Origin of the sequence: Halomonas campaniensis, assembly GCF_002211105.1 — a bacterium.
Lineage (GTDB): Bacteria > Pseudomonadota > Gammaproteobacteria > Pseudomonadales > Halomonadaceae > Vreelandella > Vreelandella campaniensis_A.
The window spans coordinates 14,342-36,508 of sequence record NZ_JPUA01000010.1 but is presented as its reverse complement, the minus strand read 5'-3'; the positions used below and the strand labels follow the sequence as shown (position 1 = coordinate 36,508).

The window sequence follows — 22,167 nt, the reverse complement described above, 5'->3', positions numbered from 1 at the left end:
ACCGCTTATGTGGTTGGGAAAAGTGTGCCACCTCTCTAAGCCGGGCGAGCGTCATTAAGCGCTTACTCGGCTTTTTATTTCTAAATCAGGTGAGTGAGAAAGCCCATGCGCCCCCTTGTGGCCGATATTGATCTGGACGCTCTGCGTCACAACTATCAATTGGCGTGCCGCTGTGCGCCCCAAAGCCGCACCGTGGCAGTCATCAAAGCCGATGGGTATGGGCATGGTGCGCTGGCTTGCGCTAAAGCGCTGGAGAGCCAGGCACCGGCGTTTGCCGTTGCCTGTATCGAAGAGGCCCTTACACTGCGTGAGGGCGGCATTACCCAACCCGTAATCCTGCTGGAAGGCATCTTCAGCGCTGATGAACTACCGCTGGTGGATACCCACGGCTTCTGGATTACGGTACACAGCCAGTGGCAGGTCGATGCTCTGCTAGCCGCTTCACCTAAAAAGCCAATTCCCGTCTGGTTGAAAGTTGACTCGGGCATGCACCGCCTGGGCTTCGCTATCGACGAGGCCGCTGCCATCTGGCGTCAGCTTAGCGCCGCACCGAGTGTGGCGTCGCTCCACCTCATGAGCCACTTTGCCAGCGCCGATTCCCTCGATGACGGCTACTTCAAGCAGCAAATGACCCGACTGCAAGGGCTCGCCAGTGAGCTTTCAGCGCCGCTATGCCTGGCCAACTCACCGGCCACCCTGGCGTGGCCGGTGGCCCACGGCGATTGGAACCGGCCAGGGATAATGCTCTACGGCAGCGATCCCCTGGAAGAGGCCAACGACATCACCCAGCAGTTGCAACCGGTGATGACGCTACGCTCGGCAATCATTGCCCTGCGCGAGCTGGAAGAGGGGGAGCCCGTAGGCTACAGCGGTCGCTGGCGTGCGCCGCGGCGTTCACGCATTGCCGTGGTTGCCTGCGGTTATGGTGATGGCTACGACCGCCATGCCCGCGATGGCACGCCGGTACTGGTCAACGGCCAACGCTGCGCCATTGCTGGTAAAGTCTCTATGGATATGTTGACCGTTGACGTGACGGATGTGCCTGATGTCGCGATCGGCAGCGAGGTTGTTCTCTGGGGCAGGGCCAGCAACGGCGAAGTGCTGTCGGTGGATGAAGTGGCCCGCTATTGCGATACCATCAGCTATACGTTGCTCACAGGGGTACTGCCCCGGGCGCCGCGGCGTTATTATGGGCGTTTTGCTTAAACGGTTGTTTGCATGTCGAAATCACGTTACCCGCGCTCGTTCGCCCACCCGCGATACTGGCCCACATGGCTGGCGATTGGTGCCATGTATATTGCTGCCTGGCTACCATGGCGTTTGAAAATGGCCATCGGCAAAGGGCTTGGCCTACTGGCCTGGCGCTTTGCCAAGCGTCGTCGGCATATTACCGAAACCAATATAGCGCTCTGTTTCCCCGAAAAAAGCCCCGAACAGCAGCGACAACTGGTCAAAGATACCTTTATTGCCAATGGCATTGGCCTGATTGAAACCGCCACGGGGTGGTGTCGAGATAGCGAACCTCTGCGCCACCGGGTCACTTATATCGGCGAAGAGCATATGGCCCGTGCTGAGGCTAAGGGTAAAGGGGTGATTATTGTCGGTATTCACTTTTCGACACTTGACTTGGGCGGAGCCCTCCACGCTCTGTCTTTCTCTGCCGATGCGGTTTATCGCCCGCATAACAACCCGCTGTTTGAGCGCTTTATGACCCGGGCTCGTGGGCGCATTTTTGGTCAGGCGATTGACCGCCATGATCTGCGCGGTGTGGTGCGGGAACTAAAAGCGGGACGTATGGTTTGGTATTCACCAGACCAGGATTTTGGCCGTGATGTGAGTGTGTTTGCACCGCTATTTGGGCAGCCGGCAGCCTCTATTCGTTTGACAGCCAAGCTTGCGCGTATGACAGGCGCATCGGTGGTGCCGATGATGTTCCATCGCAACCCGGATAATGCGACGTATACGATTGAAAGCCTGCCTGCTCTGGAAGGCTTTCCCAGCAATGACGAAGTAGCCGATGCCACACGGATCAATCAGTTTATTGAGCTGGCCATTCGCAAGCACCCAGAGCAATACCTCTGGTTGCACCGGCGCTTTAAGACCCGTCCTGAAGGCGAGCCAAGCGTTTATTAATCACCAATAATCGTCAAAAAAAAGCCAGCGCTAGCTGGCTTTTTGGTGTTCTGGTGCTGCGTTGAATCCAGATTGGGGGCTTAATCCAGGTTGCGGGAGTAGAAAATCTCCAGCATCTCTTTACGCAGACGGCCCTCAATGTCACGGGCTTCTTCAAAGGTAATGTCGCGACGCGACGTGCCGAACAGGTAGTTATCCAGTTCGAAGTCTTTGAGCAGCATCTTGGTGTGGAACATGTTTTCCTGATACACGTTAACGTCCATCATCTGGTACGCATTCTTGGTGTCTTCAGCAAGGTAGTCTTGAATGGAGGTAATACCGTGATCGATAAACAGTTTCTTACCATCCACATCGCGGGTAAAGCCGCGTACCCGGTAATCCATGGTGACGATGTCAGAGTCAAAACTGTGAATCAGGTAGTTCAGCGCTTTTAACGGGCTGATATGACCACAGGTGGAGACATCGATATCCAGGCGGAAGGTGCTAATGCCGTTGTCGGGGTGCGACTCGGGGTAGCTGTGCACGGTAACGTGGCTTTTATCCAGATGCCCAACCACGGTTTCCGGCAGCGGGCCGGGGCCCGGCTGAATCTGCTCAGGCGCTGCCTCATCAAGCTCATGCTCGGCAATCAAAATTGTCACGCTAGCGCCGTGGGGTTCATAGTCCTGGCGGGCGATATTGAGTACGTGAGCACCAATGATATTCGTGACGTCTTTAAGAATTTGCGTCAGACGCTCAGCATTATAGAGCTCATCGATATAGTCGATGTAAGCCGCTGTTTGCTCTTCGGTTTTGGCATAACAGATGTCATAAATATTAAAGCTCAGCGAGCTGGTCAGGTTATTAAACCCGTGGAGTCGGAGATTGTCTGTCACGTCCGAGCCTCCTCCATAATCTCAAAGGAATGGGTGATCTTAACGCCGCCGTTAACCAGCATGATCGATGCACTGCAGTACTTTTCAGCGGAGAGTTCAACCGCGCGGGCAACCTGCTTCTCTTTCAGCGCGCGACCGGTTACCACGAAATGGACGTGGATCTTGGTAAATACGGCGGGCACTTCATCGGCGCGTTCGGCATCCAACTCAGCGACGCAGTCGGTGACATCCGCACGCGCTTTATCAAGAATATTCAGAATATCAAAAGCGGTGCAGCTGCCCATGCCCATCAGCAGCATTTCCATTGGGCGGGGCCCTGTGTTGCGGCCGCCGTGGTCGGGCGGGCCGTCGATCACAACGCTGTGCCCGCTACCGGATTCCGCCACGAATTGGCGGCCTTCTGTCCATTTTACCCGTGCTTTCACGCGGCTCTCCTCATCTAGGCGACGAAAGGTAAGTCGCGCAGCATAACATTTCTTGGCCTGCGCGCCCCACCAATTGCTCAGCTCTGTAGCTGGCTTTCCAGTGCGGCCAGTCGCTCCGGGGTTCCCACGTCGACCCAGAGCCCGGCATACCGTTCGCCGCTTACCCGTTGGTTATCAATGGCGGTTCTCAGAAGTGGCGCCAAGGCAAAGGCCCCCTGGGGCTGTTCGGCTAATAGGGCCGGGTGAATCAGGCTGATACCCGCATAGGTCAAGCGCTCAGTGTTGGTTTGATTTACGCGCCCACCCACCAGCCCAAAATCCCCATTCGCATGGTGAGAGGGGTTTTCCACTAGCACCAGATGAGCCAGGTCGTTACCCTGTAGCGCGTGCTGGTCGGGGAGTGCTTCGCACCAAACGTCACCGTTAACCAGCAGAAACGGTGCCTCGCCAAGCATCGGCAGTGCTTGCTGAATGCCCCCACCGGTTTCCAGAGGCACTGCTTCCCGACTCCAGTGAATGCGCACTCCATAGGCGTCACCACTGCCGAGCGCGTCAATAATCTGCTCGGCACGATAGCTGACGTTGATGACGACTTCATGAATACCCGTCTGGCGAAGTCGCTCCAGGTGGTGCACGATCAGTGGTTTACCCGCTACGGGCAGCAGCGGCTTGGGGCAGTGGTCAGTGAGTGGTCGCATCCGCTTGCCCAGGCCCGCGGCTAAAATCATCGCTTTCATAACACTTCCGCTAATCGTTGCATGATGGCAGGCCTTAAGCTGCGGTTGACCCACTCGGCGAACTCAGCCTGCTCGGTCAGGTGCGAAAGGCTATCTTCCAGATGATCCAGAAAGTGCGGTAAGCGCTCCAGATAGCCACTTTTTTGATCGCGCAGGGTTAAACGGCAGAAAATTCCCAACACTTTTAGTGAGCGCTGAGCGGCCATAGCGTGGCACTGGGTGAGAAAAGTGGCAAAATCCACGCTGCTGGAAAGGCGGCCGTCGCTGCGCGCCTGGCGATAAAAAGTATCGACAAAGTCGGCAAACTGCTCGCTGCTAAAACGGCAGTAGCGCCCCCGCAGCAGCGAGATCAAATCATAGCTAAGCGGGCCTGCCACGGCGTCCTGAAAGTCGATCATAAACAGCCGCTGTTCATGTACCATCAGGTTCATGGCATCAAAATCACGGTGCACAGTGACCACCGGCTGCGCTAAGGCGTGCTGGATTAACTGCTCGCGAACTGTGTGCCAGCTGTCCGGCGGTGGCAACGTTAACCAAGCGCTGAGGCACCACTCGGGAAACAGATCGAGCTCACGGCCCAGCAGCGCCGTATTATAAGCAGGCAGTGAGTCAGGGTCTGCGCGATTTTGCAGCTCGGCGATCAGCGCGAGAGCCTGCGCATGGTAAGCCTGTGTGGTAGCGTCGTCGTTGAATAGGTTCTGCAGCGGTGTATTACCCAAGTCTTCAAGCAGCAGAAAACCATCCGTTAGGTTAGTCGCATGCACCTTGGGTACCGGCAGCCCAGCGCTACGCCAGCGCTTGGCGATGTTAACAAACGGCTGGGAGTCCTCTTGCTCAGGGGGGGCATCCATGACCACTTGGGTGGTGCCGTCGGGTAGCGTGAGGCGAAAATAGCGCCGGAAACTCGCATCCCCCACGGCGGACGAAAGCGAAATATCGGCCTGGGATAGGCCATTTTGTTGGGCAGCCCACACGGTGAGGGCGTTAATCCGATATGAGGACATGCAAGCTCCTTGCTGGTCGGGCATCATGCGGGCTGTATAATACCGATTCTGGATGCCAAGGATAACGAACATGGGCAAGCGATTTTCGCGCACCTTGCCGGTTGCGCATACGCTAATGGGCAGTTTGCTTGCTAGCGCCTCGTTTACGGCGGTGGCTCAGGGTCAAACCATGTCCGCTGAAGCGCTGGATTGGCAACCCTGGGGGGAAGAGGAAGCGGCTAACCAATTGTGCCGCGGGCGCTACGTCATGCCCAACTACCGCTTGCCAGCGGAGGATAACCCGGAAACGCTCTCGCTAGAGGCCAGCGACGTCGATTATGCTGCCGACGGCGAGGCGTTGCTACGCGGGGATGTAGTACTGCGACGCGGTAATGAGGAAGTCCAGGCGGAGCGGGTGTTCTTACCCGCCGACCGCCAGCAGGTCGATGCTGAAGGCAATATCGCCATACGCGACGGGCGCGCTTTAGTGCGTGGCGAGCAGGCGATGCTCCGGCTAAACGAAGACCGGGCCACCCTGGGCAACAGCCACTATGTGCTCTACGAGCAGCATTTACGGGGTCAAGCCAGTCAACTGGAACAGACCGGGGAAAACGAGTATCGCCTGCAGGACGCAAGCTTTACCACCTGCGACCCAGGCGCCAATAGCTGGCAGCTGGTCAGCAGCGATATTCGTTTGGATCAGGCTTCTGGCTTTGGTACGGCCCGTCATGCGCGTCTTGAGGTAAAAGATGTGCCGATTTTTTACTGGCCATGGCTGCGCTTTCCCATTGATGATCGCCGCCATACCGGGCTGCTATCCCCATCGATCGGCTTTTCCACGGACGGTTTCGACTACGCCCAGCCGTTTTACTGGAATATTGCCGCTAACCACGATGCGACGATCACGCCGCGTTGGATAAGTGACCGCGGGCTGTTGATGAACGGTGAGTACCGCTACCTGTTCGAGGAGAGCTCGGGCATCGTTGAAGGCGGCTATTTAAACAGTGACGACGGTGGCTCTGGCGGCGGAGAAAATCGCTTCGAGGGTGATGATCGCTGGTATGTGGATGCCCGTCATGCAGGGCGGGTAAACGAGCGCAGCAATTACCGGCTGCGCTACGGAGCGGCCAGTGACGGACGCTATTTCGATGACTTCGGTGGTGAGTTTGGCGACAGTGATCGCGCCAGTATGGAGCGCTTGGCTCAGGTCGATTACCGCGGCCAGCGCTGGCAGTTGGACGCCCGCGCCCAGGGTTTCCAGCGCCTGGAAGACCCGCTTAGCGATAGCGACAAACCCTTTTACCAACTGCCGAGCCTGAGCGCCAATGCCAACTGGCAGTTCGACAATGGGCTCTATACCCAGTGGCGATCAAACGCGACCTATTTTTGGCGCGACGTGGATGAGCGCCGCGTACCGGAGCGTGAGGCGGCCACCGGTAGCCGTTTGCACCTTATGCCTGCGGTTGGCTGGCGCTTTGAGCGGCCCTGGGGCTACCTGGAGCCGCGCACCGAGCTATGGAATACCGCCTATGAACTGGATTATGGCGAGCGCGATACGCAGCGTAGCGACTCACCCAGCCGCAGCGTTGCGCTGGCCTCTATTGACAGCGGTCTGGTCTTTGAACGTGAGCTGGCACTCGGTGGGCGGGACTACCGCCAAACCCTGGAACCGCGCTTGAACTACGCCTACGTGCCGCGCACCGATCAGAGCGAGCTGCCTGACTTCGACAGCCGCGAGCGCGCTTTTTCCTGGGATCAGCTCTGGTCAGCGCAGCGCTTTTCCGGCACCGACCGAGTGGGCGATCTGAACCGGCTCTCTTACGGTGTTCAGTCGCGCCTATTGGAAGATGCATCCGGCCAGAACCGGCTCTCGTTTGGGGTAGGCCAGAGTGTTTACTTTGACGACCGCCGCATCGATAGCGAAGGCGATGCCGATACGCTGCCGGATCGACCGGAAGATAACCCTAGCGTTAATCCAGAAAGCCGCTACCAAGCCACTCGGGATCGTTCGCCGCTGGTGTCCCGGCTGGACTGGCAGATCAATGATCGCTGGAGCAGTGGCGCAGAATGGCTCTACGATGATCACCGGGAACGCACCGAACGCTCCAGCGTTGATGTCGGTTATCGGCATCCCGAAGGGCATGTAGTGAACCTTGGCTATCGTTGGGAGATCGAAGGGTTCGACCCCAGCGTATTGCCGGGCGATGATGGCTTTCGCGACTACAGCCGTGAAGAGTGGGATCTCTCATTTGCTTGGAAAGCCAGCACCAACATTGATTTGATCGGCCGCTACCTGCACGATCAAACCAATGATCGCTCACTGGAGCAGTTGGCAGGTGTGCAGTGGAACAACTGCTGTTACGGTCTGCAGTTGGTGTGGCGCGAATGGGTAGATGACAATGACACCGCCCGCATTAATGATGACTTTAATGATCGCGGGCTGTTTTTACGCTTCGTATTCCGTGGCTTAGGCGGCGTTGGCCAGGATGCGGATAGCTATTTTGAACAGACCATTCCTGGCTATCGTCCGACTGCCCTTTAAATGACTTCCAGAGAATGGCTAATGAAAGAGACGTTTGTTATGAAAATGAGAAAGCCCCTGCTAGGCCGCATGAAACAGCTCTCTGCTGGAAGCCTGCTCGCTCTGTTTGTAGGCGCAGGCCTTGCGTTGGCCCCGCTAGCCCTTCAGGCGCAAGACTTCCAATCCACTCAGCGTCAGGCGTTAGACAGTGTGGTGGCAGTGGTTAACGATGATGTGATTATGCGCAGCGAGCTTAATGATCGGATGGCGCAAATCGAGCAGCAGGCGCAAGCCCAGGGCGGCAACCTTCCGCCGCGCTCCCAGTTGGAGCGGCAGGTACTTGAGCGCATGGTGATGGAAGAGATTCAGCTGCAAATGGCCAAAGATGCCAATTTGAGCATTGATGACACCGAGCTAAACAGACAGGTTCGCTCGATTGCTGAATCCAACGGCATGACGCTGGATGAGTTTGCCGATGCCGTGGAAGCCGACGGCATGACGCTGGCCAGCGTGCGTGAAGACATTCGCCGCGAAATGTTGATGCGCCAGGTGCAGCAGCGTCAAATCAGTAACCGCGTATCGGTCAGTGACCGTGACGTCGAGCGCTTTCTAAATCAGCAGCCCGGTCAGTCCAGCGAGCAGAACTTTATTGAAGAGGCCCGTGCCCGCCACGTGCTGATTGCCCTGACCCCTAATCGCGATGAAAACCAGGCCCGCGCACGCGCGGAAGAGGTGCGTCAGCGTTTGGCGCAGGGCGAGGATTTTGCCTCAGTAGCCCGTGAGATGAGTGACGACAGCGGAACGGCCCTCAACGGCGGCGAACTGGGCTGGGTACGCCCAGGGCAGACCGTTCCCGCCTTTGAAGAGGCGATGCGTGAGCTGGACGTTAACCAGATATCCCAGCCGGTACGTTCTCAGTTTGGCTATCACGTGATTGAGGTAGAGGAGCGTCGTCGTCAAAACGTTACCCAAGAGAGCCAGCGCGAGCAGGTGCGTCAAGCGATCTTCCAGCGTCGCGCTAACGAAGAGTTAGAGACCTGGCAGCAAGAGGTGCGCTCTCAGGCCTTTGTTGATATTCGACTCTAATGGCTGCGGGCGCTTTATCAACCGATAACGCTTTGCCGGTGGTCGTGACCACTGGCGAACCGGCAGGTGTCGGCCCAGAGCTAACGCTTATGCTGGCGGCTCGGGGTAAGCTGCCTGAAAACACGGTGGCGATTGGCGATCCGGATATGTTGCGCCAGCGCGCAACTGCGCTGGGGCTCAATATCACCATTAATGTGTGTCCGCCCGGCGAGCATCCAAGTGGCACCAAGGGGTTGAGGGTTTGGCCTGTCGCACTGAATGCGCCTGCCACGCCAGGCGTGCTCAATCCGGCCAATGCTGACTATGTGCTGGCGATGCTGTCACTGGCCGTGGACGCCTGCCAAAAAGGTTTGGCTTCCGCCATGGTGACGGCGCCGCTACACAAAGGCGTGATCATCGAAGGCGGCCATCCAGGCTTTACCGGCCACACCGAGTGGCTGCGCGATGCTTGCGGTGTCGATGAGGTGGTAATGATGCTCGCCACCGACGCGGCGCTGCATGCGGCGTCACCAAGCTGGCAGGGCAGTGGCGATCTTCGTGTGGCGCTGGTGACCACCCATTTGCCGCTGCGCAACGTTGCCGACGCCATCACCTTTGAACGGGTAACCCGTATTAGCCGACTGCTTGAGGCTGATTTACAGCGCCAGTTTGGGATTGCCAAGCCGCGCATCGCAGTGTGCGGTTTAAACCCTCATGCTGGAGAAGACGGCCACCTGGGGCGTGAAGAGCTGGATATTATTATTCCTGCGCTTGATGCGCTGCGCGCTGAGGGAGTGGATATACTTGGCCCCTTGCCTGCCGACACGCTGTTTACCCCCAGGCATTTAGCTAGTGTCGATGCGGTGCTGGCGATGTACCACGATCAGGGCTTGGCAGTGTTAAAATACGCCGGCTTTGGTCAGGCCGCTAACATTACTCTGGGCTTGCCATTGGTACGCACTTCGGTCGACCATGGCACCGCGCTGGATCTGGCAGGCAAAGGCGTGGCAAACCCCGGCAGCCTAAACGTCGCTATCGCCCTTGCGCGCCGTCTAGCCGCGCAGCGATTGTCTATAAAATCCCCTGATTGAATCCGCACTCCAAGGAACACCGTTTGATGTCTACTGTGCCCCAACACCGCGCCCGTAAACGCTTTGGTCAGAATTTTTTACGCGACCTTGGCATTATTTCGCGGATCGTTCGCGCCGTTGGTCCGCGCTCGACGGATCGCCTTGTCGAAATCGGCCCAGGCCAGGGAGCGCTGACCGAGCCACTGCTGGAAGCCGCGGGGCACTTGGAAGTTATCGAGCTTGATCGCGACCTGATTCCCGGCCTGCGGGTGCAGTTCTTCAACTACCCCGAGTTTGTGATTCATGAAGGCGATGCGCTGAAGTTTGATTTTGCCGCGTTGAAAGGCGATGGGCCTGCGCTGCGTGTAGTGGGCAACCTGCCCTACAACATCTCCACACCACTGATCATACATCTGCTGGCTGCAGGAAGTGCCATAGAAGATATGCACTTTATGCTGCAAAAAGAGGTGGTTGAACGCTTAGCCGCGGAGCCCGGTGGCGCTGATTGGGGGCGTCTGTCGGTTATGGCTCAGTACTACTGCCAGGTCGAACAGCTGTTTATAGTGCCGCCGGAAGCTTTTGTGCCACGGCCCAAAGTCGACTCGGCCATCGTGCGCTTAACGCCCCATGAAACGCTTCCCCATACCGCGGAAGACCCTGCGTTACTGTTTGAGCTGGTAAAGCTCGCCTTTGGCCAGCGGCGAAAAACGCTACGCAATAACTTCAAAGGGCGGGTAACTGCCGATACTTTGGAAGACCTGGGCATTGACCCCATTCGCCGCCCCCAAACCTTGACCGTGGCGGAGTACGTGGCGATTGCCAACCGTGTTACCGCCGACGAGCAGGCAAACGGTGAGCGGGGAAGCCAAACGTGAGTGACCTGGCGATCAAAGTAAGCGTTGTGCCTGACTACCGTGCCGATGAGTCTAATGATGGGGAGTCACGCTACGTATTTAGCTACACCGTGACCCTCCAAAATCAAAGCCCCCACAGCGTCCAGCTTATGGCGCGCTACTGGAAAATTACCCAGGGAGGCGGCGAGTACCAAGAAGTGCGCGGCAAAGGCGTCGTCGGCCAGCAGCCGCTGATTGGCCCCGGCCAGAGTTTTCGTTACACCAGCCGGGCGATTCTCCAGACCCCGGTAGGGGTGATGGAGGGCGCCTATACATTGTTAGACACCTCCACCCAGCGTGTTTTTGAGGTGGCGATTAATCCATTTAGATTGGCTGTGCCGCTTCAGCTCCATTAGTCGTTAGCCTACTCTCCAGATGGTCGCAAAGCCGCAGGGCCAACTGCACAAGGGTTAACGTGGGGTTGGCATGCCCGGCGCTGGCAAAAACGCTGGAACCCGCCACATAGAAGTTATCCTGGGCAAACAGTCGGCAGTCGGGGTTAACAATGCCTTCCTCGGCATTAAGACTCATACGCGTGCCGCCCATATGGTGACGGCCAGCCAATTCTCCCTCGGTAGGCAGTTGTACCGGCGTATCGGCTAGCCAGTCAGCCAGTTGCAGCCTACCTACCTCGTGATCGCGCAGATACTCCCCCAGCAGCAGCATACTCTCGCGAATGGTGCGGCGATCCAGCTCAGATTGCCGCCATACCAATCGGCTACGGGGCACCCCCAGTTTATCCAGCTCATCGCTCAACTCAATGTGATTGTCATAGCGCGGTTCCTGCTCCCAGGCGGCTCTTAGCACTGCACCGTGGATTATCCGCCCCTGGGCCTGCCAGACACGTACCCGGCCGGCCAGCGTGGGCGCCTGACCGGCGAGCTCGTCAATCAGCTCCTGGGTGGCTTCAGCATTCATGCGGTGCAAGCGCAGCCCACAATTGAGTATTTGTCGTGAGCGCAGGGAGCGAGCAGTGGGGGAGAGGAAAACGTTGTAATCCTCGTCCAAACCCAGGGCCGCGGGCTCAAATAGCAGCGCCTTGCCCACTGTGGCGTGGGGGTGCTCCATCCAGTAGCGCCCTAAGGTATCGGCTTGAGGGATTAGCTGGCCATTTAGTTGCTGGTTGCACCACAGCAGCAGGCGCGAGTTTTCGATGCCGCCGCAGGCGAGTACAAAGTAGCGCGCCTGAACCTTGCGGTAGTCGCCCCGATAATTGCTAAAAGTGGCGCTGGTGACTTTGCCCGCCTGGCTTTCCAGCGCCACCAAGTTGGCTGTTAGGCAGCACGCCAGCGTGGCCGAATCGCTCAGCGTGGCGGCATGCTTCTCCTTCATGCGTGTGGGGTGACCCAGCGAAAAATAGATGCGTTTTAACCCCGCCTCAGGGATCACATGATCGGCTGGCGTAGGTTCCAGGCCGAGCATAGTAACGGCCGAGCTGTAGTAAGGAGCCAGCGCATCGCGGCCTATAGGCCAGGCCGTTTCGCTGGCGGCGGCTTTGGCATTGAAGTCGTAGCGATCCAAAGGGCGACAAATACCGCCCCAGTGGTTGGTCGACCCACCTAAATGGCGTAGCCGAGCGCCATACAGGGGAATATACGGGTCGCCGACGACGTCACCCCGGTAGCACTCCTGGGAGCGTTCGCTGTAGTCCGCATCGCCGCCTTCACAGAGCAGTACCCGGTGGCCTCGCTCTGCTAGGGTGACGGCCATGGAAATGCCCGCCGCACCCGCGCCGATAATGCAGACATCCCAGGCGTCGCTGTGTTCGTTGATATTCTCAAAGGCGATATACATCAGCGGTCACTGCTGTTCAGTAGCCAGCCATTAACCGTCACCGCAACGGGGGGAGGGCCAAGCTTGGCAGCAGTGGCACGTGCGGCAGGAATAAGCGCTGTGCCGGGAAGTATGAGGGCACCAAGGCCCGCCAGTGTTGCAACTCGCAGCAGGCTGCGTCGAGAGTGATCCATTGCCATAGGCGTATCGTTTTCCTTAACAGTTATTACCAGGTGGCTAACTAACTATCGAATGGCTTAAGAGCATCAAAGCGTACTTTTATAGTGAGCCAGGTTCACTCTTTTAACCAGTGTTAATCATCAACATAAACCGTCTACAACAGGCAGAGGGTATCGGTGAAGTGATAGTATTAGTCCACTTATTTTATGAAAAAGGCCTCCCGCATGAGTACCTATGCGATCGGCGATCTGCACGGCTGTCACGCCGAATTTGTAGCCCTTCTCGAGAAGCTCAGCTTCAATCCCACACGGGATACGCTATGGCTGGTCGGGGATTTAATTAATCGTGGCCCAGGCTCTTTAGCATGCCTGCGAGAAGTGCGCGCACTGGGTAGCTCGGCACGCAGCGTATTGGGCAATCACGATTTTCATTTGCTGGTCGTGGCGCGCGGCGGCGGCAAGCTGAAAAAAAACGACACCTTGAGCGATATTCTGGGCGCGCCTGATCGCGAAGTGTTGCTGGATTGGCTACAGAGCCAACCGCTTAGCGTGTTTGAAAACAGTACGCTAATGACCCACGCGGGGCTGCTGCCCCAATGGAGCGTAGCCCAGACCGTGTCTCTGGGGCGTGAAGTGCAGGCGTCGCTTTCCAGTGAAGCATCCGGTGAGTTTTTAACTCAACTATTTGGCAATCAGCCAGACAGTTGGCACGACGATTTAGACGGCATGGATCGGCTGCGCCTGATTGTCAATGTGCTGACTCGGATGCGCTTTATTGATTCCCAGGGCCGTTTGGATTTTGCTGCCAAAGAGGGGCTGGATAGTGCGCCTTCAGGTTTTCTGCCCTGGTTTCAATACCCGCGAGATGATAATACCCGGCTGCTTTTCGGCCACTGGGCGGCACTGGAAGGAAGAACCCCGCAGGCGCGGGTGCTCGTCGAGGCGCTGGATACGGGTTGCGTTTGGGGGGGGCGGTTAACCGCGCTCAATCTGGACAGCGGAGAGCGAACCAGTGTGGCGAGCCAGCAACGGAGTAGACAGTAGTGAAAGAGACCAATAGCGATCCACGTTTAGCGGGCTTGAGCGTGTATCGGGTGGGCGGCGCCGTGCGCGATGAGTTACTCGGCTGGCCGGTCTATGACAATGACTGGGTGGTGGTGGGCGCTACGCCAGACGCCATGCGCAAACGTGGCTTTAAACCCGTGGGGCGCGACTTTCCGGTCTTTCTACATCCGGATACAGCCGAGGAGTACGCCTTGGCCCGCACTGAGCGCAAATCTGGCCATGGTTATGGCGGGTTTGAAGTGCACGCCAGCCCCGATGTCAGCCTGGAAGAGGATCTGTTGCGGCGTGATCTGACCATTAACGCCATTGCCCAGAGCACCGACGGCGAATTAACCGACCCGTTTAATGGACAAGGCGATATCGAACGGCGTGTGTTGCGGCATATCTCTGCGGCATTTAGCGAAGACCCGCTGCGGGTGCTGCGTACCGCACGTTTTCTGGCCCGCTATGCGTCACTCGGTTTCACCATTGCCCCTGAAACTTTGGCGCTTATGCGCACGGTAAGCCAAAGTGGCGAACTTGAACACCTGGCCGCCGAGCGGGTTTGGGTCGAAACGGAAAAGGCCTTGGGTGAACCAAGCCCCGAGGTCTACTTCACCACCCTTGAGCGTTGCGACGCGCTCCGCGTGTGGTGGCCGGAATTGGCGGGCGAAGCGTTGGTGAAGGGCTTGGTAGCGATGGCGCAGGTGCCTGATAGCGATATGTTCCCATTGGCTCATTGGCGCCATGCGCAGCTGGTATCGCCGCTAGCCGCTGAGCCGCGCGATGCTTTGTCGGAACGACTCAAACTGCCCAATGCGGTTGCCCAATTAGCTCGCCATACCGCGCTTACCCATTCTTTAATAAAACATGCGCTAACAAACCATTCATTAACCAACCATGCGCCGCCTGCCGACGCATTAGAGGGCCTTAGTGTGCTACGTTGGCTGGAGCGTTTGGATGGCTGGCGTAAGCCAGAGCAGGTCGAGCAGCAACTGGCGTTAGTCAAGATACTGGCGCCGGAGCAGGTTGACCCGCTTGAACGCGCCTGGAAAGCTGCGCGGGCGGTTAGCCCCCAGGCACTGATAGCTGAGGGTTATCAAGGCGCAGCGCTGGGCGAGGCCTTGCGAGATCGCCGCGCGCAGGCTGTGGAGGCGGCACTAATCTAGCCGTTTACCGGCGTGCCGCCGCCAGTAGGGGCTGTTGGTCAGCCTGGGAGATCCAGCGGCCGCGCCAACTGAAATCCACCGCCCAAAGGCGTTGGCTACCAAGCTCAAAGGCGCTCCATAGCGCGGCATAGGGCGTGCCGCAGCGGGGGTGGCGCTCCTCGGGCAGCAGCTCAGCAAGCGGCTGTAGCACAAACGCATTATGGGTGATTTCGCTACGCGGTAAGTCGATTTCGTCAACCGTGCCGCAAAGGCTGCCTACGGTGAGCAAGTCGATATCCAGCGCGCGGGGGCTGAATTTGGCAATGTCGGGCAGGCGGCCATGCTCTATTTCCAGCTGCTTGCCCCATGCTTGAAGTTCGCCAGGCGTCCAGGTGCTATAAAATGCCACCACCAGGTTATAGAAATTGCGGCTGTCGGCGAAGCCGACCGGCTCGCTTTCAAACACACGAGAGACTTGCAGGGAGCCGAAAGTATCAGCAAGCGCATCGAGGCAGCAGCGGATATGCCGAGTGGGGTGGATATTGCTGCCTAAGCTGACGGTTACCAGGTTCATGCGTGGGTCTCCTGGGCTGCCTCCGGCAGGGCGCCGCGAGTAATTTCCAGGCCGACGCTGGCGGCGTTGGGAACCGCCCCCGGTTTACGTACCGTCAAGCGCAGCCAGCTGATGGGGAATTCCGTACGCAGGCACTCAGCAAGGCGTTCGGCAAAGGTCTCGACCAGGGCGAACTGATGGGCATCGGCAAACTGCTGAATGCGCTGGCAGATAGCGGCGTAGTCCAGGGTAAGGCGTAAATCGTCGGTGGCGGCCGCCGAGCGAATGTCGGTCGCCAACACCAGGTCTAAGCTTAGTGACTGTTGAATCGAGCGCTCCCAGTCGTAGACACCAATCACGGTATCGACGCTTAACGCTTCAATCAAAATGCGATCCATCCAGCTTCCCCCTGCGGTAACAAGCGGGCGATTGTACGTTAGGATGGGGGGAAACGACAGTATATCGGGCCACAAAGCGAGCATGGCACCATGGTGTGGATAGTGGTGGGGTATTTAAGTGGCAGTTGGCTGGCAGCGCTAAGCGTTTGCCGCCTGGCGGGCGTGGGCGATCCCCGCCAATTCGGCTCGTTTAATCCCGGCTTTTCCAACGTGCTGCGCTTATATGGCTCCCGTTTAGCGGCAGCCACGCTGCTGTTAGATGCCTTAAAAGCCATGCCCGCTGTTTTGGGCGCAAAGCTGATGGGATACCCAGTCTGGTTGCAGGGCGTCGTGGGATTGGCGGTATTGCTCGGTCACAGCTTTCCACTGTGGCATGGCTTTCGTGGCGGTAAAGCGGTCGCCAGTGCCTTTGGTGTGCTGCTGGTACTGGTGCCTCAGGTAGCGCTCCTGAGCGCATCGATATGGGCGCTGCTGGCGTGGCGATTAAAAACGGCAGCGCTGGCCTCGCTGGTGAGCGCACTCGTGGCGCCACTGGCTTGTGCCTGGCTAGCGCCTGAGTACGTCGTGGTGGTAGGTGGATTCAGCCTGCTGGTGCTGGCACGACACGGGCTTAATATTCGCCGTCTTCGGCGCGGTGAAGAGCCGCCGTTTCGTGATTCTTAGTGTGAGGCTGGCGCTGTCAACTTATCCAGCGGCCAACGGGGCGTCGCTTGCATCATGCCGGGGGTGTCGCGCTCGCCCGCTGCCAAGCGTTGAGCGCCTACATAAGCAATCATGGCGCCATTGTCGGTACAGAACCGCCCACGCGGGTAGTAGGCGCGGGCCTGGCGTTTTTCACACGCCGCTTGTAACCGTTCGCGCAGCCGATGATTGGCGCTGACTCCGCCCGCCACCACTAGGCGCTTCAAGCCGGTTTGATCCAGCGCTCGACGACACTTGATTACTAGCGTATCGACCACGGCCTCTTCAAAGGCGCGGGCAACGTCGGCACGGGCCTGGGCGTCGAGTTCACCGGCTGTTTCCAGCTGGCGAATAGCCGTCATGGTGTGGGTTTTTAAGCCCGAAAAACTGAAGTCTAGCCCTGGCCGGTCGGTCATGGGGCGCGGGAAACGGAAGCGCTTAGGGTCGCCCTGTTCCGCTAACTTGGCGACCTGGGGGCCGCCTGGGTAGGCCAGTCCCAGCATCTTGGCGGCTTTGTCAAACGCTTCACCTGCGGCATCGTCCACTGATTCGCCGAGCAACTGATAGCGACCCAACCCCTGAACTTCGACGAGCTGGGTATGGCCGCCGGATACCAGCAGCGCCACGAAAGGGAATTCGGGAGGTTCGTCTTCCAGCATCGGAGCCAATAAGTGGCCTTCCATATGATGTACGCCGAGCACCGGAATATTTAAAGCGCGTGCCATGCCGTGAGCCGTACTGGCGCCCACCATTAATGCGCCGACCAAGCCCGGGCCTGCGGTGTAAGTGATGCCATCCAGATCACGGCGCGTCAGCTTGGCGTCGCTCAGTACCTGCTCAATCAGCGGCAGTAGCTTGCGGGTGTGATCGCGAGAAGCGAGCTCGGGCACCACGCCGCCAAATTCTGCATGCATGGCGATTTGGCTATACAGCGCATCGGCAAGCAGCCCCTTGCCGCCGGTTAACGCAGTGTCGTAAAGCGCGACACCCGTTTCGTCGCAGGATGTTTCAATGCCCAGAACACGCATAAAGAGGGACTCTCAAAGGCTATTCAAAAGATGTAAAAGTGAAAAACACAAGTGCAGTAGTCTAACATTGTCGCAGCAGGTCAGCGTAAGCATTTGCAAAGATGGTCAACGGCGACTAAACTACTGTGCGCTGTAAAACTGGGTCGTACACCGTGTTCTAAAATGTAATATCGCAGTGTACGTACTATCCGAACTCAAGACTCCTTAAGGTAGGTGAGTGCTTAATGCCTTCTGTAAAAGTACGTGATAACGAGCCGTTTGACGTCGCCCTGCGTCGCTTCAAGCGTTCTTGCGAAAAAGCCGGTGTTCTTTCTGAAGTACGCCGCCGCGAGCACTATGAGAAGCCGACTGCTGAGCGCAAGCGCAAAGCGGCAGCTGCCGTAAAACGCCACGCTAAGAAAGTCCAGCGTGAGCAAAAGCGTTTCGAACGGCTCTATTGATCCGTACCCGAGGGGGCCGGAGCAGTTAGCTGGTCGTCTCAAGAGGGATGCCAAGCGGCCGCCACTAGGTGGCCGTTTGTTTTTGACTGTTGTTTTTAAACCATCGTTTTTCAAAGCGATCGTTCAAGAGCGTCGCTGTTTAAGGTGATCTGGCAACGGGCCTGATGACGTTAAGCAGGGTTGTTAAGAGCGGTTTTTAAAACAGTCTCGAAAGTTAGCGCTTTGCGCGAGGATGCCCGTAGTTCATGGCAGGCCAAATTCCACAGCGTTTCATTGATGACCTGTTAGGCCGCGTTGATGTGGTCGAGGTGGTTGGTGAGCGTGTGCAGCTTAAAAAGGCTGGCCGCAATTATTCCGGGCTTTGTCCCTTCCATCAAGAGAAAACCCCATCGTTCACCGTCAGTGCTGATAAGCAGTTTTATCACTGCTTTGGCTGCGGAGCTAATGGTAATGCACTACGCTTCTTGATGGAGTATGACAAGCTACCGTTTCCAGAAGCGGTAGAGCAGTTGGCTGGACGCCTGGGTATTGAAGTGCCGCGGGAAGGCGCTGATGACCCGCGTGCTCAGCAGCGGGAAAAGAAGCGCAAAGAGGGTGTCAACCTGCTCGAGCTCGCGGCCAGTTTTTATCGCGAGCGGTTAAAGATGCAGGAGGGCCAGTCCGCTCAACGCTATCTGTCGGGTCGTGGGCTCTCGGACGAGGTGATCAAGACCTATGGCATTGGCTATGCCCCGGCAGGCTGGGAGGCGCTGAAACAGCACCTCAGCGAGCGCGGTATTGGTGAGCCAGTGCAGGTCGAGTACGGCCTGTTGATTCACCGTGAGGATACTGGGCGTACCTACGACCGCTTTCGTGACCGGGTAATGTTCCCCATTCGCGATTTGCGCGGCCGCACGATTGCCTTCGGTGGACGGGTGATGGGTGATGATCAGCCCAAATATCTCAACTCGCCGGAAACGCCCGTGTTCCATAAAGGCCGTGAGCTATACGGCTTGTATGAGGCACGCCAAGCCTCGAGCAAGCTTGAGCAACTGGTCATGGTCGAAGGCTATATGGATGTGGTGGCGCTGGCGCAATACGGTATTCATAACGCCGTGGCTACGCTGGGTACCGCCACCACGGAAGACCATTTGACCCGCTTGTTTCGACTGGTGAGTCGCGTGGTGTTCTGTTTCGACGGTGACCGTGCAGGCAGGCAGGCGGCCAGTCGGGCGTTGGAAACCGCGCTGCCACAAATGATTGATGGCCGTGAAGCGCGCTTTCTGTTTCTGCCCGAAGGTGATGATCCGGACACCCTGGTGCGCCGTGAGGGCACTCAGGCATTTCAGGATCGTGTGACCTGTGCCATGCCGCTGTCGGAGTTTCTATTCGAACAGGCGGCTCAAGGGCGCGACTTGAATACTGTGGAAGGGCGCGAGCGGTTTGCCAGTCAGGTGCTTGAGGCATTGAACAAAGTGCCTGAAGGCATGCTCAAATCGTTACTGCTGGAGTCATTGGCAAAGCGCAGTGGTTTGGCGCAAGAGCAGTTGAAAGTGCTGCTTGAAAAGCGTGCTCAGGTATCGCAGCGATCCATCACCAAAAGTGATGCTTCGCAGGCGCAGGCAGAGCAGGATGAGCCCGAATCGGCCTCATCCGCGCCCGGCGCTGTTTTGGCTGCGTCAGCCCGCTCATCGCGCTCGCGTTCCCAGGCACTCTCCCCGGTTGGACGTATCGTGCAACTGTTACTGCATGAGCCAAGCCTGGTGGCCACGCTGCCTGATCATTTGGAGTGGTTGCCGGACGATGACGATGCGCCGCTATGCCGAGAGTTGGTTGAACTGCTCAAGGCGGGGCGCTACCGCAGCCCGCAAGTGGTGTTGGCGCATTTTCAAGGCAGCCAGCAGGGGCAGGCCTTGGCGGCCTTCGCCAAGCGCGAGCTGTTGATTCCCAAAGCAGATCGGGAAGCAGAGCTGCAGGGCTTGGTGGAACACTTGCAGTACGTTCAGCGTCAGCGTTCTCCCCAAGAGGAGTACACGGCGTTGCTGGCGCAGGAGCGCGCTGGGCAAAAGTTGGATAAGGAGCAGCGTCAGCGTTTGGCAAGTTTGGTAATGGAGCTTGCTCAGCGCCAATGAGGCGGTGTCTTGGGCGATGGGGGTTGAATTCCTAACGTTTCAGCACCAGATATAGGGTCAGCCACCGAGCGTTGACCTAACCGAACAAACTAACACACCTGAATTACCGCGCAAATACGTTGGGCTGGAAAATTTCCTGCTTTTTACGCTATACTGTACGGCTTGTTGAGTTTAATCGATTCAGCGCTCCAGGTGTTTCATTCTTCTTCGTCGAGATAGGGTTTCTATGGCTGGAAATGCGCAGCAGCAGTCGCGTCTGAAGGAGTTGATCGCTCGAGGCAAGGAACAGGGCTACCTGACCTATGCCGAGGTCAACGACCATCTACCCGAGGATATCGCCGACCCGGATCAAGTGGAAGACATCATTGGCATGATCAACGACATGGGCATAAGTGTCGCTGAAGAAGCGCCAGATGAAGACACTTTGATGATGTCGGATCAATCCACGGACGAGTCCGCTGCGGAAGAGGCCGTAGCGGCCCTTGCCGCCGTGGAAAGCGATGTAGGCCGCACCACTGACCCCGTACGTATGTACATGCGTGAAATGGGCACGGTTGAGCTTCTGACCCGTGAAGGCGAAATTGAAATCGCCAAACGGATCGAAGAGGGTACCCGTGAAGTGATGTCGTCTCTGGCCTATTTGCCGGGTGCCGTCGCGTCTATTTTGGACGCCTATGACGCCACCCAGGATGAAGAAGCGCCGGGGCGTCTTTCGGATCTGTTCTCTGGTTTCATCGATCCCGATGAAGGCATCCCCGGCGTTGCCGAAGCAGAGGTGCCCGAACCAGAGCCTGAAGCCGAAATTGATGACGACATTGAGAGCGACGGCGACGATGAGGACGAGGATTCTACGGCCAGCGAAGGCGGCCCGGATCCAGAAGAGGCGCGTGCGCGTTTCGAGCAGATTCGCGAGCAGAACGCCTTGGTCGAAGCAGCGTTTGCCAAGCATGGTCGTGGCAGTCCCGAGCTCAAAGCCGAGCAAGCCCGCTTGGCGGTGCTTTTCTCGCCTATCAAGCTGGTACCCAAGCATTTTGAGCGCTTAGTGGGTCAAGTGCGTATCAGCGTTGAGCAAGTGCGTGCCCAAGAGAAAGCGGTCATGCAACTGTGCGTGAAAAAAGCCAAAGTGCCGCGTAAGACGTTTATCAAGTCGTTTCCTGGTAATGAGTCGAGCAAAACATGGCTGGATGAATTCCAGGCAGCGCAGAGCAAGTACGCCGACCGCCTTGAGCCGCTGCGCGCCGATATCGCCCGCGCCCAGCGCAAGATCGCCTTCGAAGAGGATATGGTGCAGCTCTCGGTTGCCGACCTTAAAGAGGTGAATCGCAAGCTCTCTATTGGTGAGGCGAAAGCCCGTCGCGCCAAGAAAGAGATGGTTGAGGCTAACCTGCGCTTGGTGATCTCGATCGCCAAGAAGTATACCAACCGGGGTTTGCAGTTCCTGGATCTTATCCAGGAAGGCAACATCGGCTTGATGAAAGCGGTCGATAAGTTCGAATACCGCCGTGGCTATAAGTTCTCGACCTATGCCACCTGGTGGATTCGTCAGGCAATTACCCGCTCAATTGCCGACCAGGCGCGCACCATCCGTATCCCGGTGCATATGATTGAGACGATCAACAAGCTCAATCGCGTATCGCGCCAGATGCTGCAGGAGATGGGCCGTGAGCCGACGCCGGAAGAGCTCGGCGAGCGTTTGGAAATGCCGGAAGATAAAGTACGCAAGGTGCTTAAAATCGCCAAAGAGCCGATCTCCATGGAGACGCCGATTGGCGATGACGATGATTCACACCTGGGTGACTTTATCGAAGATGGCACCATGCTGCTGCCCATTGATATGGCCACCGGTGAAGGCCTTATCGAAGCCACACGCAACGTGTTAGGCGGCTTGACCGCCCGCGAAGCGAAGGTGTTGCGCATGCGTTTCGGTATCGATATGAACACCGACCATACGCTGGAAGAGGTGGGCAAGCAGTTTGACGTAACCCGTGAGCGAATTCGTCAGATTGAAGCCAAAGCGCTGCGTAAGCTGCGTCACCCCAGCCGCTCCGAGCCGCTGCGTTCATTCCTTGATGAGTGAATAACGTTAGCAGTAAATAGTGTGGGGTAAGTA

General features: G+C 57.6%; 22 protein-coding genes. 13 read left to right on the top strand and 9 right to left on the bottom strand.

Going from position 1 to position 22,167, the window contains the following annotated elements:
* The first annotated feature begins 105 nt into the window (after positions 1-105).
* Positions 106-1,206, top strand: coding sequence for an alanine racemase (gene alr / locus JI62_RS03640; RefSeq protein ID WP_088698868.1), 1,101 nt, complete (start codon positions 106-108; stop codon positions 1,204-1,206).
* Between the two features lie 12 nt (positions 1,207-1,218).
* Positions 1,219-2,133: an LpxL/LpxP family Kdo(2)-lipid IV(A) lauroyl/palmitoleoyl acyltransferase gene (gene lpxL, locus JI62_RS03635; protein WP_088698867.1), complete on the top strand. Its 915-nt coding sequence runs from the start codon at positions 1,219-1,221 to the stop codon at positions 2,131-2,133.
* Positions 2,134-2,213: 80 nt separating this feature from the next.
* Here the strand turns inward: lpxL and speD are convergent, their stop codons facing one another.
* From speD to JI62_RS03615, 4 genes are all read right to left on the bottom strand, one after another.
* Positions 2,214-3,008, bottom strand: coding sequence for an adenosylmethionine decarboxylase (gene speD / locus JI62_RS03630; RefSeq protein WP_088698866.1), 795 nt, complete (start codon positions 3,006-3,008; stop codon positions 2,214-2,216).
* A complete protein-coding gene (locus JI62_RS03625; protein ID WP_088698865.1) occupies positions 3,005-3,433 on the bottom strand; it encodes an OsmC family protein in 429 nt (142 codons plus the stop codon). Before JI62_RS03625 ends, speD begins: the two co-directional genes overlap by 4 nt.
* A 77-nt stretch (positions 3,434-3,510) precedes the next feature.
* Positions 3,511-4,170, bottom strand: coding sequence for an N-acetylmuramate alpha-1-phosphate uridylyltransferase MurU (gene murU / locus JI62_RS03620; RefSeq protein WP_088698864.1), 660 nt, complete (start codon positions 4,168-4,170; stop codon positions 3,511-3,513).
* Positions 4,167-5,174 (bottom strand): aminoglycoside phosphotransferase family protein, encoded by a 1,008-nt coding sequence (locus tag JI62_RS03615; RefSeq protein WP_088698863.1) that lies wholly within the window; start codon positions 5,172-5,174, stop codon positions 4,167-4,169. Before JI62_RS03615 ends, murU begins: the two co-directional genes overlap by 4 nt.
* 70 nt (positions 5,175-5,244) lie before the next feature.
* On the opposite strand from JI62_RS03615, the gene JI62_RS03610 reads away from it, so the two are divergent.
* The 5 genes from JI62_RS03610 to apaG are packed head-to-tail and all read left to right on the top strand — an operon-like array spanning position 5,245 to position 11,058.
* Positions 5,245-7,695, top strand: a complete 2,451-nt coding sequence (locus JI62_RS03610; RefSeq protein ID WP_088698862.1) for an LPS-assembly protein LptD — start codon at positions 5,245-5,247, stop codon at positions 7,693-7,695.
* Between the two features lie 39 nt (positions 7,696-7,734).
* Positions 7,735-8,760, top strand: coding sequence for a peptidylprolyl isomerase (locus tag JI62_RS03605; protein ID WP_088698861.1), 1,026 nt, complete (start codon positions 7,735-7,737; stop codon positions 8,758-8,760).
* Positions 8,760-9,830 (top strand): 4-hydroxythreonine-4-phosphate dehydrogenase PdxA, encoded by a 1,071-nt coding sequence (pdxA, locus tag JI62_RS03600; protein WP_088698860.1) that lies wholly within the window; start codon positions 8,760-8,762, stop codon positions 9,828-9,830. Before JI62_RS03605 ends, pdxA begins: the two co-directional genes overlap by 1 nt.
* Positions 9,831-9,856: 26 nt before the next feature.
* Positions 9,857-10,684, top strand: a complete 828-nt coding sequence (gene rsmA, locus JI62_RS03595) for a 16S rRNA (adenine(1518)-N(6)/adenine(1519)-N(6))-dimethyltransferase RsmA (protein ID WP_088698859.1) — start codon at positions 9,857-9,859, stop codon at positions 10,682-10,684.
* Positions 10,681-11,058, top strand: a complete 378-nt coding sequence (gene apaG / locus JI62_RS03590) for a Co2+/Mg2+ efflux protein ApaG (protein ID WP_088698858.1) — start codon at positions 10,681-10,683, stop codon at positions 11,056-11,058. Before rsmA ends, apaG begins: the two co-directional genes overlap by 4 nt.
* On the opposite strand, the gene JI62_RS03585 is transcribed toward apaG, so the two are convergent.
* Positions 11,027-12,496, bottom strand: coding sequence for an FAD-dependent oxidoreductase (locus tag JI62_RS03585; protein WP_088698857.1), 1,470 nt, complete (start codon positions 12,494-12,496; stop codon positions 11,027-11,029). The genes apaG and JI62_RS03585 overlap by 32 nt on opposite strands.
* Positions 12,496-12,675: a hypothetical protein gene (locus tag JI62_RS03580; RefSeq protein WP_088698856.1), complete on the bottom strand. Its 180-nt coding sequence runs from the start codon at positions 12,673-12,675 to the stop codon at positions 12,496-12,498. Before JI62_RS03580 ends, JI62_RS03585 begins: the two co-directional genes overlap by 1 nt.
* A 204-nt stretch (positions 12,676-12,879) precedes the next feature.
* Between JI62_RS03580 and JI62_RS03575 the strand changes: the two genes are divergently transcribed.
* Together JI62_RS03575 and JI62_RS03570 are read left to right on the top strand one after the other, a co-directional pair.
* Positions 12,880-13,698, top strand: coding sequence for a symmetrical bis(5'-nucleosyl)-tetraphosphatase (locus JI62_RS03575; RefSeq protein ID WP_088698855.1), 819 nt, complete (start codon positions 12,880-12,882; stop codon positions 13,696-13,698).
* Entirely contained in the window at positions 13,698-14,867 is a 1,170-nt protein-coding gene (locus tag JI62_RS03570; protein WP_088698854.1) for a polynucleotide adenylyltransferase, read from the top strand. Before JI62_RS03575 ends, JI62_RS03570 begins: the two co-directional genes overlap by 1 nt.
* A gap of 4 nt (positions 14,868-14,871) precedes the next feature.
* On the opposite strand, the gene folK is transcribed toward JI62_RS03570, so the two are convergent.
* Positions 14,872-15,420 carry a 2-amino-4-hydroxy-6-hydroxymethyldihydropteridine diphosphokinase gene (gene folK / locus JI62_RS03565; RefSeq protein WP_088698853.1) on the bottom strand — a complete coding sequence of 183 codons (549 nt, stop codon included), beginning with the start codon at positions 15,418-15,420 and terminating at the stop codon, positions 14,872-14,874.
* Positions 15,417-15,797 (bottom strand): dihydroneopterin aldolase, encoded by a 381-nt coding sequence (folB, locus tag JI62_RS03560; protein ID WP_088698852.1) that lies wholly within the window; start codon positions 15,795-15,797, stop codon positions 15,417-15,419. The genes folK and folB overlap by 4 nt, the downstream gene beginning before the upstream one ends.
* Positions 15,798-15,887: 90 nt before the next feature.
* Between folB and plsY the strand changes: the two genes are divergently transcribed.
* Positions 15,888-16,460 (top strand): glycerol-3-phosphate 1-O-acyltransferase PlsY, encoded by a 573-nt coding sequence (gene plsY, locus JI62_RS03555; protein WP_088698851.1) that lies wholly within the window; start codon positions 15,888-15,890, stop codon positions 16,458-16,460.
* Here plsY and tsaD read toward each other — a convergent pair.
* Positions 16,457-17,506 (bottom strand): tRNA (adenosine(37)-N6)-threonylcarbamoyltransferase complex transferase subunit TsaD, encoded by a 1,050-nt coding sequence (tsaD, locus tag JI62_RS03550; protein WP_088698850.1) that lies wholly within the window; start codon positions 17,504-17,506, stop codon positions 16,457-16,459. The two genes, plsY and tsaD, sit on opposite strands and share 4 nt — an antisense overlap.
* 224 nt (positions 17,507-17,730) lie before the next feature.
* Here tsaD and rpsU point away from each other — a divergent pair, with 224 nt between their 5' ends.
* The 3 genes from rpsU (at position 17,731) to rpoD (ending at position 22,134) form a co-directional block, all read left to right on the top strand.
* Complete coding sequence (gene rpsU / locus JI62_RS03545; RefSeq protein WP_008956349.1) at positions 17,731-17,946, top strand: 30S ribosomal protein S21; 216 nt, start codon at positions 17,731-17,733, stop codon at positions 17,944-17,946.
* 245 nt (positions 17,947-18,191) lie between these two features.
* Positions 18,192-20,057, top strand: a complete 1,866-nt coding sequence (gene dnaG, locus JI62_RS03540) for a DNA primase (RefSeq protein WP_088698849.1) — start codon at positions 18,192-18,194, stop codon at positions 20,055-20,057.
* Between the two features lie 226 nt (positions 20,058-20,283).
* Positions 20,284-22,134 (top strand): RNA polymerase sigma factor RpoD, encoded by a 1,851-nt coding sequence (gene rpoD, locus JI62_RS03535; protein ID WP_088698848.1) that lies wholly within the window; start codon positions 20,284-20,286, stop codon positions 22,132-22,134.
* The last annotated feature ends 33 nt before the right edge of the window (positions 22,135-22,167 follow it).

What these genes read in the sequence shown, in the direction of transcription:
- alr (WP_088698868.1), top strand. Translation starts at nt 106, where the DNA reads ATGCGCCCCCTTGTGGCCGATATTGATCTGGACGCTCTGCGTCACAAC.
- lpxL (WP_088698867.1), top strand. Translation starts at nt 1,219, where the DNA reads ATGTCGAAATCACGTTACCCGCGCTCGTTCGCCCACCCGCGATACTGG.
- murU (WP_088698864.1), bottom strand. Translation starts at nt 4,170, where the DNA reads ATGAAAGCGATGATTTTAGCCGCGGGCCTGGGCAAGCGGATGCGACCA.
- JI62_RS03615 (WP_088698863.1), bottom strand. Translation starts at nt 5,174, where the DNA reads ATGTCCTCATATCGGATTAACGCCCTCACCGTGTGGGCTGCCCAACAA.
- JI62_RS03610 (WP_088698862.1), top strand. Translation starts at nt 5,245, where the DNA reads ATGGGCAAGCGATTTTCGCGCACCTTGCCGGTTGCGCATACGCTAATG.
- JI62_RS03605 (WP_088698861.1), top strand. Translation starts at nt 7,735, where the DNA reads ATGAAAATGAGAAAGCCCCTGCTAGGCCGCATGAAACAGCTCTCTGCT.
- pdxA (WP_088698860.1), top strand. Translation starts at nt 8,760, where the DNA reads ATGGCTGCGGGCGCTTTATCAACCGATAACGCTTTGCCGGTGGTCGTG.
- rsmA (WP_088698859.1), top strand. Translation starts at nt 9,857, where the DNA reads ATGTCTACTGTGCCCCAACACCGCGCCCGTAAACGCTTTGGTCAGAAT.
- JI62_RS03585 (WP_088698857.1), bottom strand. Translation starts at nt 12,496, where the DNA reads ATGTATATCGCCTTTGAGAATATCAACGAACACAGCGACGCCTGGGAT.
- JI62_RS03580 (WP_088698856.1), bottom strand. Translation starts at nt 12,675, where the DNA reads ATGGCAATGGATCACTCTCGACGCAGCCTGCTGCGAGTTGCAACACTG.
- JI62_RS03575 (WP_088698855.1), top strand. Translation starts at nt 12,880, where the DNA reads ATGAGTACCTATGCGATCGGCGATCTGCACGGCTGTCACGCCGAATTT.
- folK (WP_088698853.1), bottom strand. Translation starts at nt 15,420, where the DNA reads ATGAACCTGGTAACCGTCAGCTTAGGCAGCAATATCCACCCCACTCGG.
- folB (WP_088698852.1), bottom strand. Translation starts at nt 15,797, where the DNA reads ATGGATCGCATTTTGATTGAAGCGTTAAGCGTCGATACCGTGATTGGT.
- plsY (WP_088698851.1), top strand. Translation starts at nt 15,888, where the DNA reads ATGGTGTGGATAGTGGTGGGGTATTTAAGTGGCAGTTGGCTGGCAGCG.
- tsaD (WP_088698850.1), bottom strand. Translation starts at nt 17,506, where the DNA reads ATGCGTGTTCTGGGCATTGAAACATCCTGCGACGAAACGGGTGTCGCG.
- rpsU (WP_008956349.1), top strand. Translation starts at nt 17,731, where the DNA reads ATGCCTTCTGTAAAAGTACGTGATAACGAGCCGTTTGACGTCGCCCTG.
- dnaG (WP_088698849.1), top strand. Translation starts at nt 18,192, where the DNA reads ATGGCAGGCCAAATTCCACAGCGTTTCATTGATGACCTGTTAGGCCGC.
- rpoD (WP_088698848.1), top strand. Translation starts at nt 20,284, where the DNA reads ATGGCTGGAAATGCGCAGCAGCAGTCGCGTCTGAAGGAGTTGATCGCT.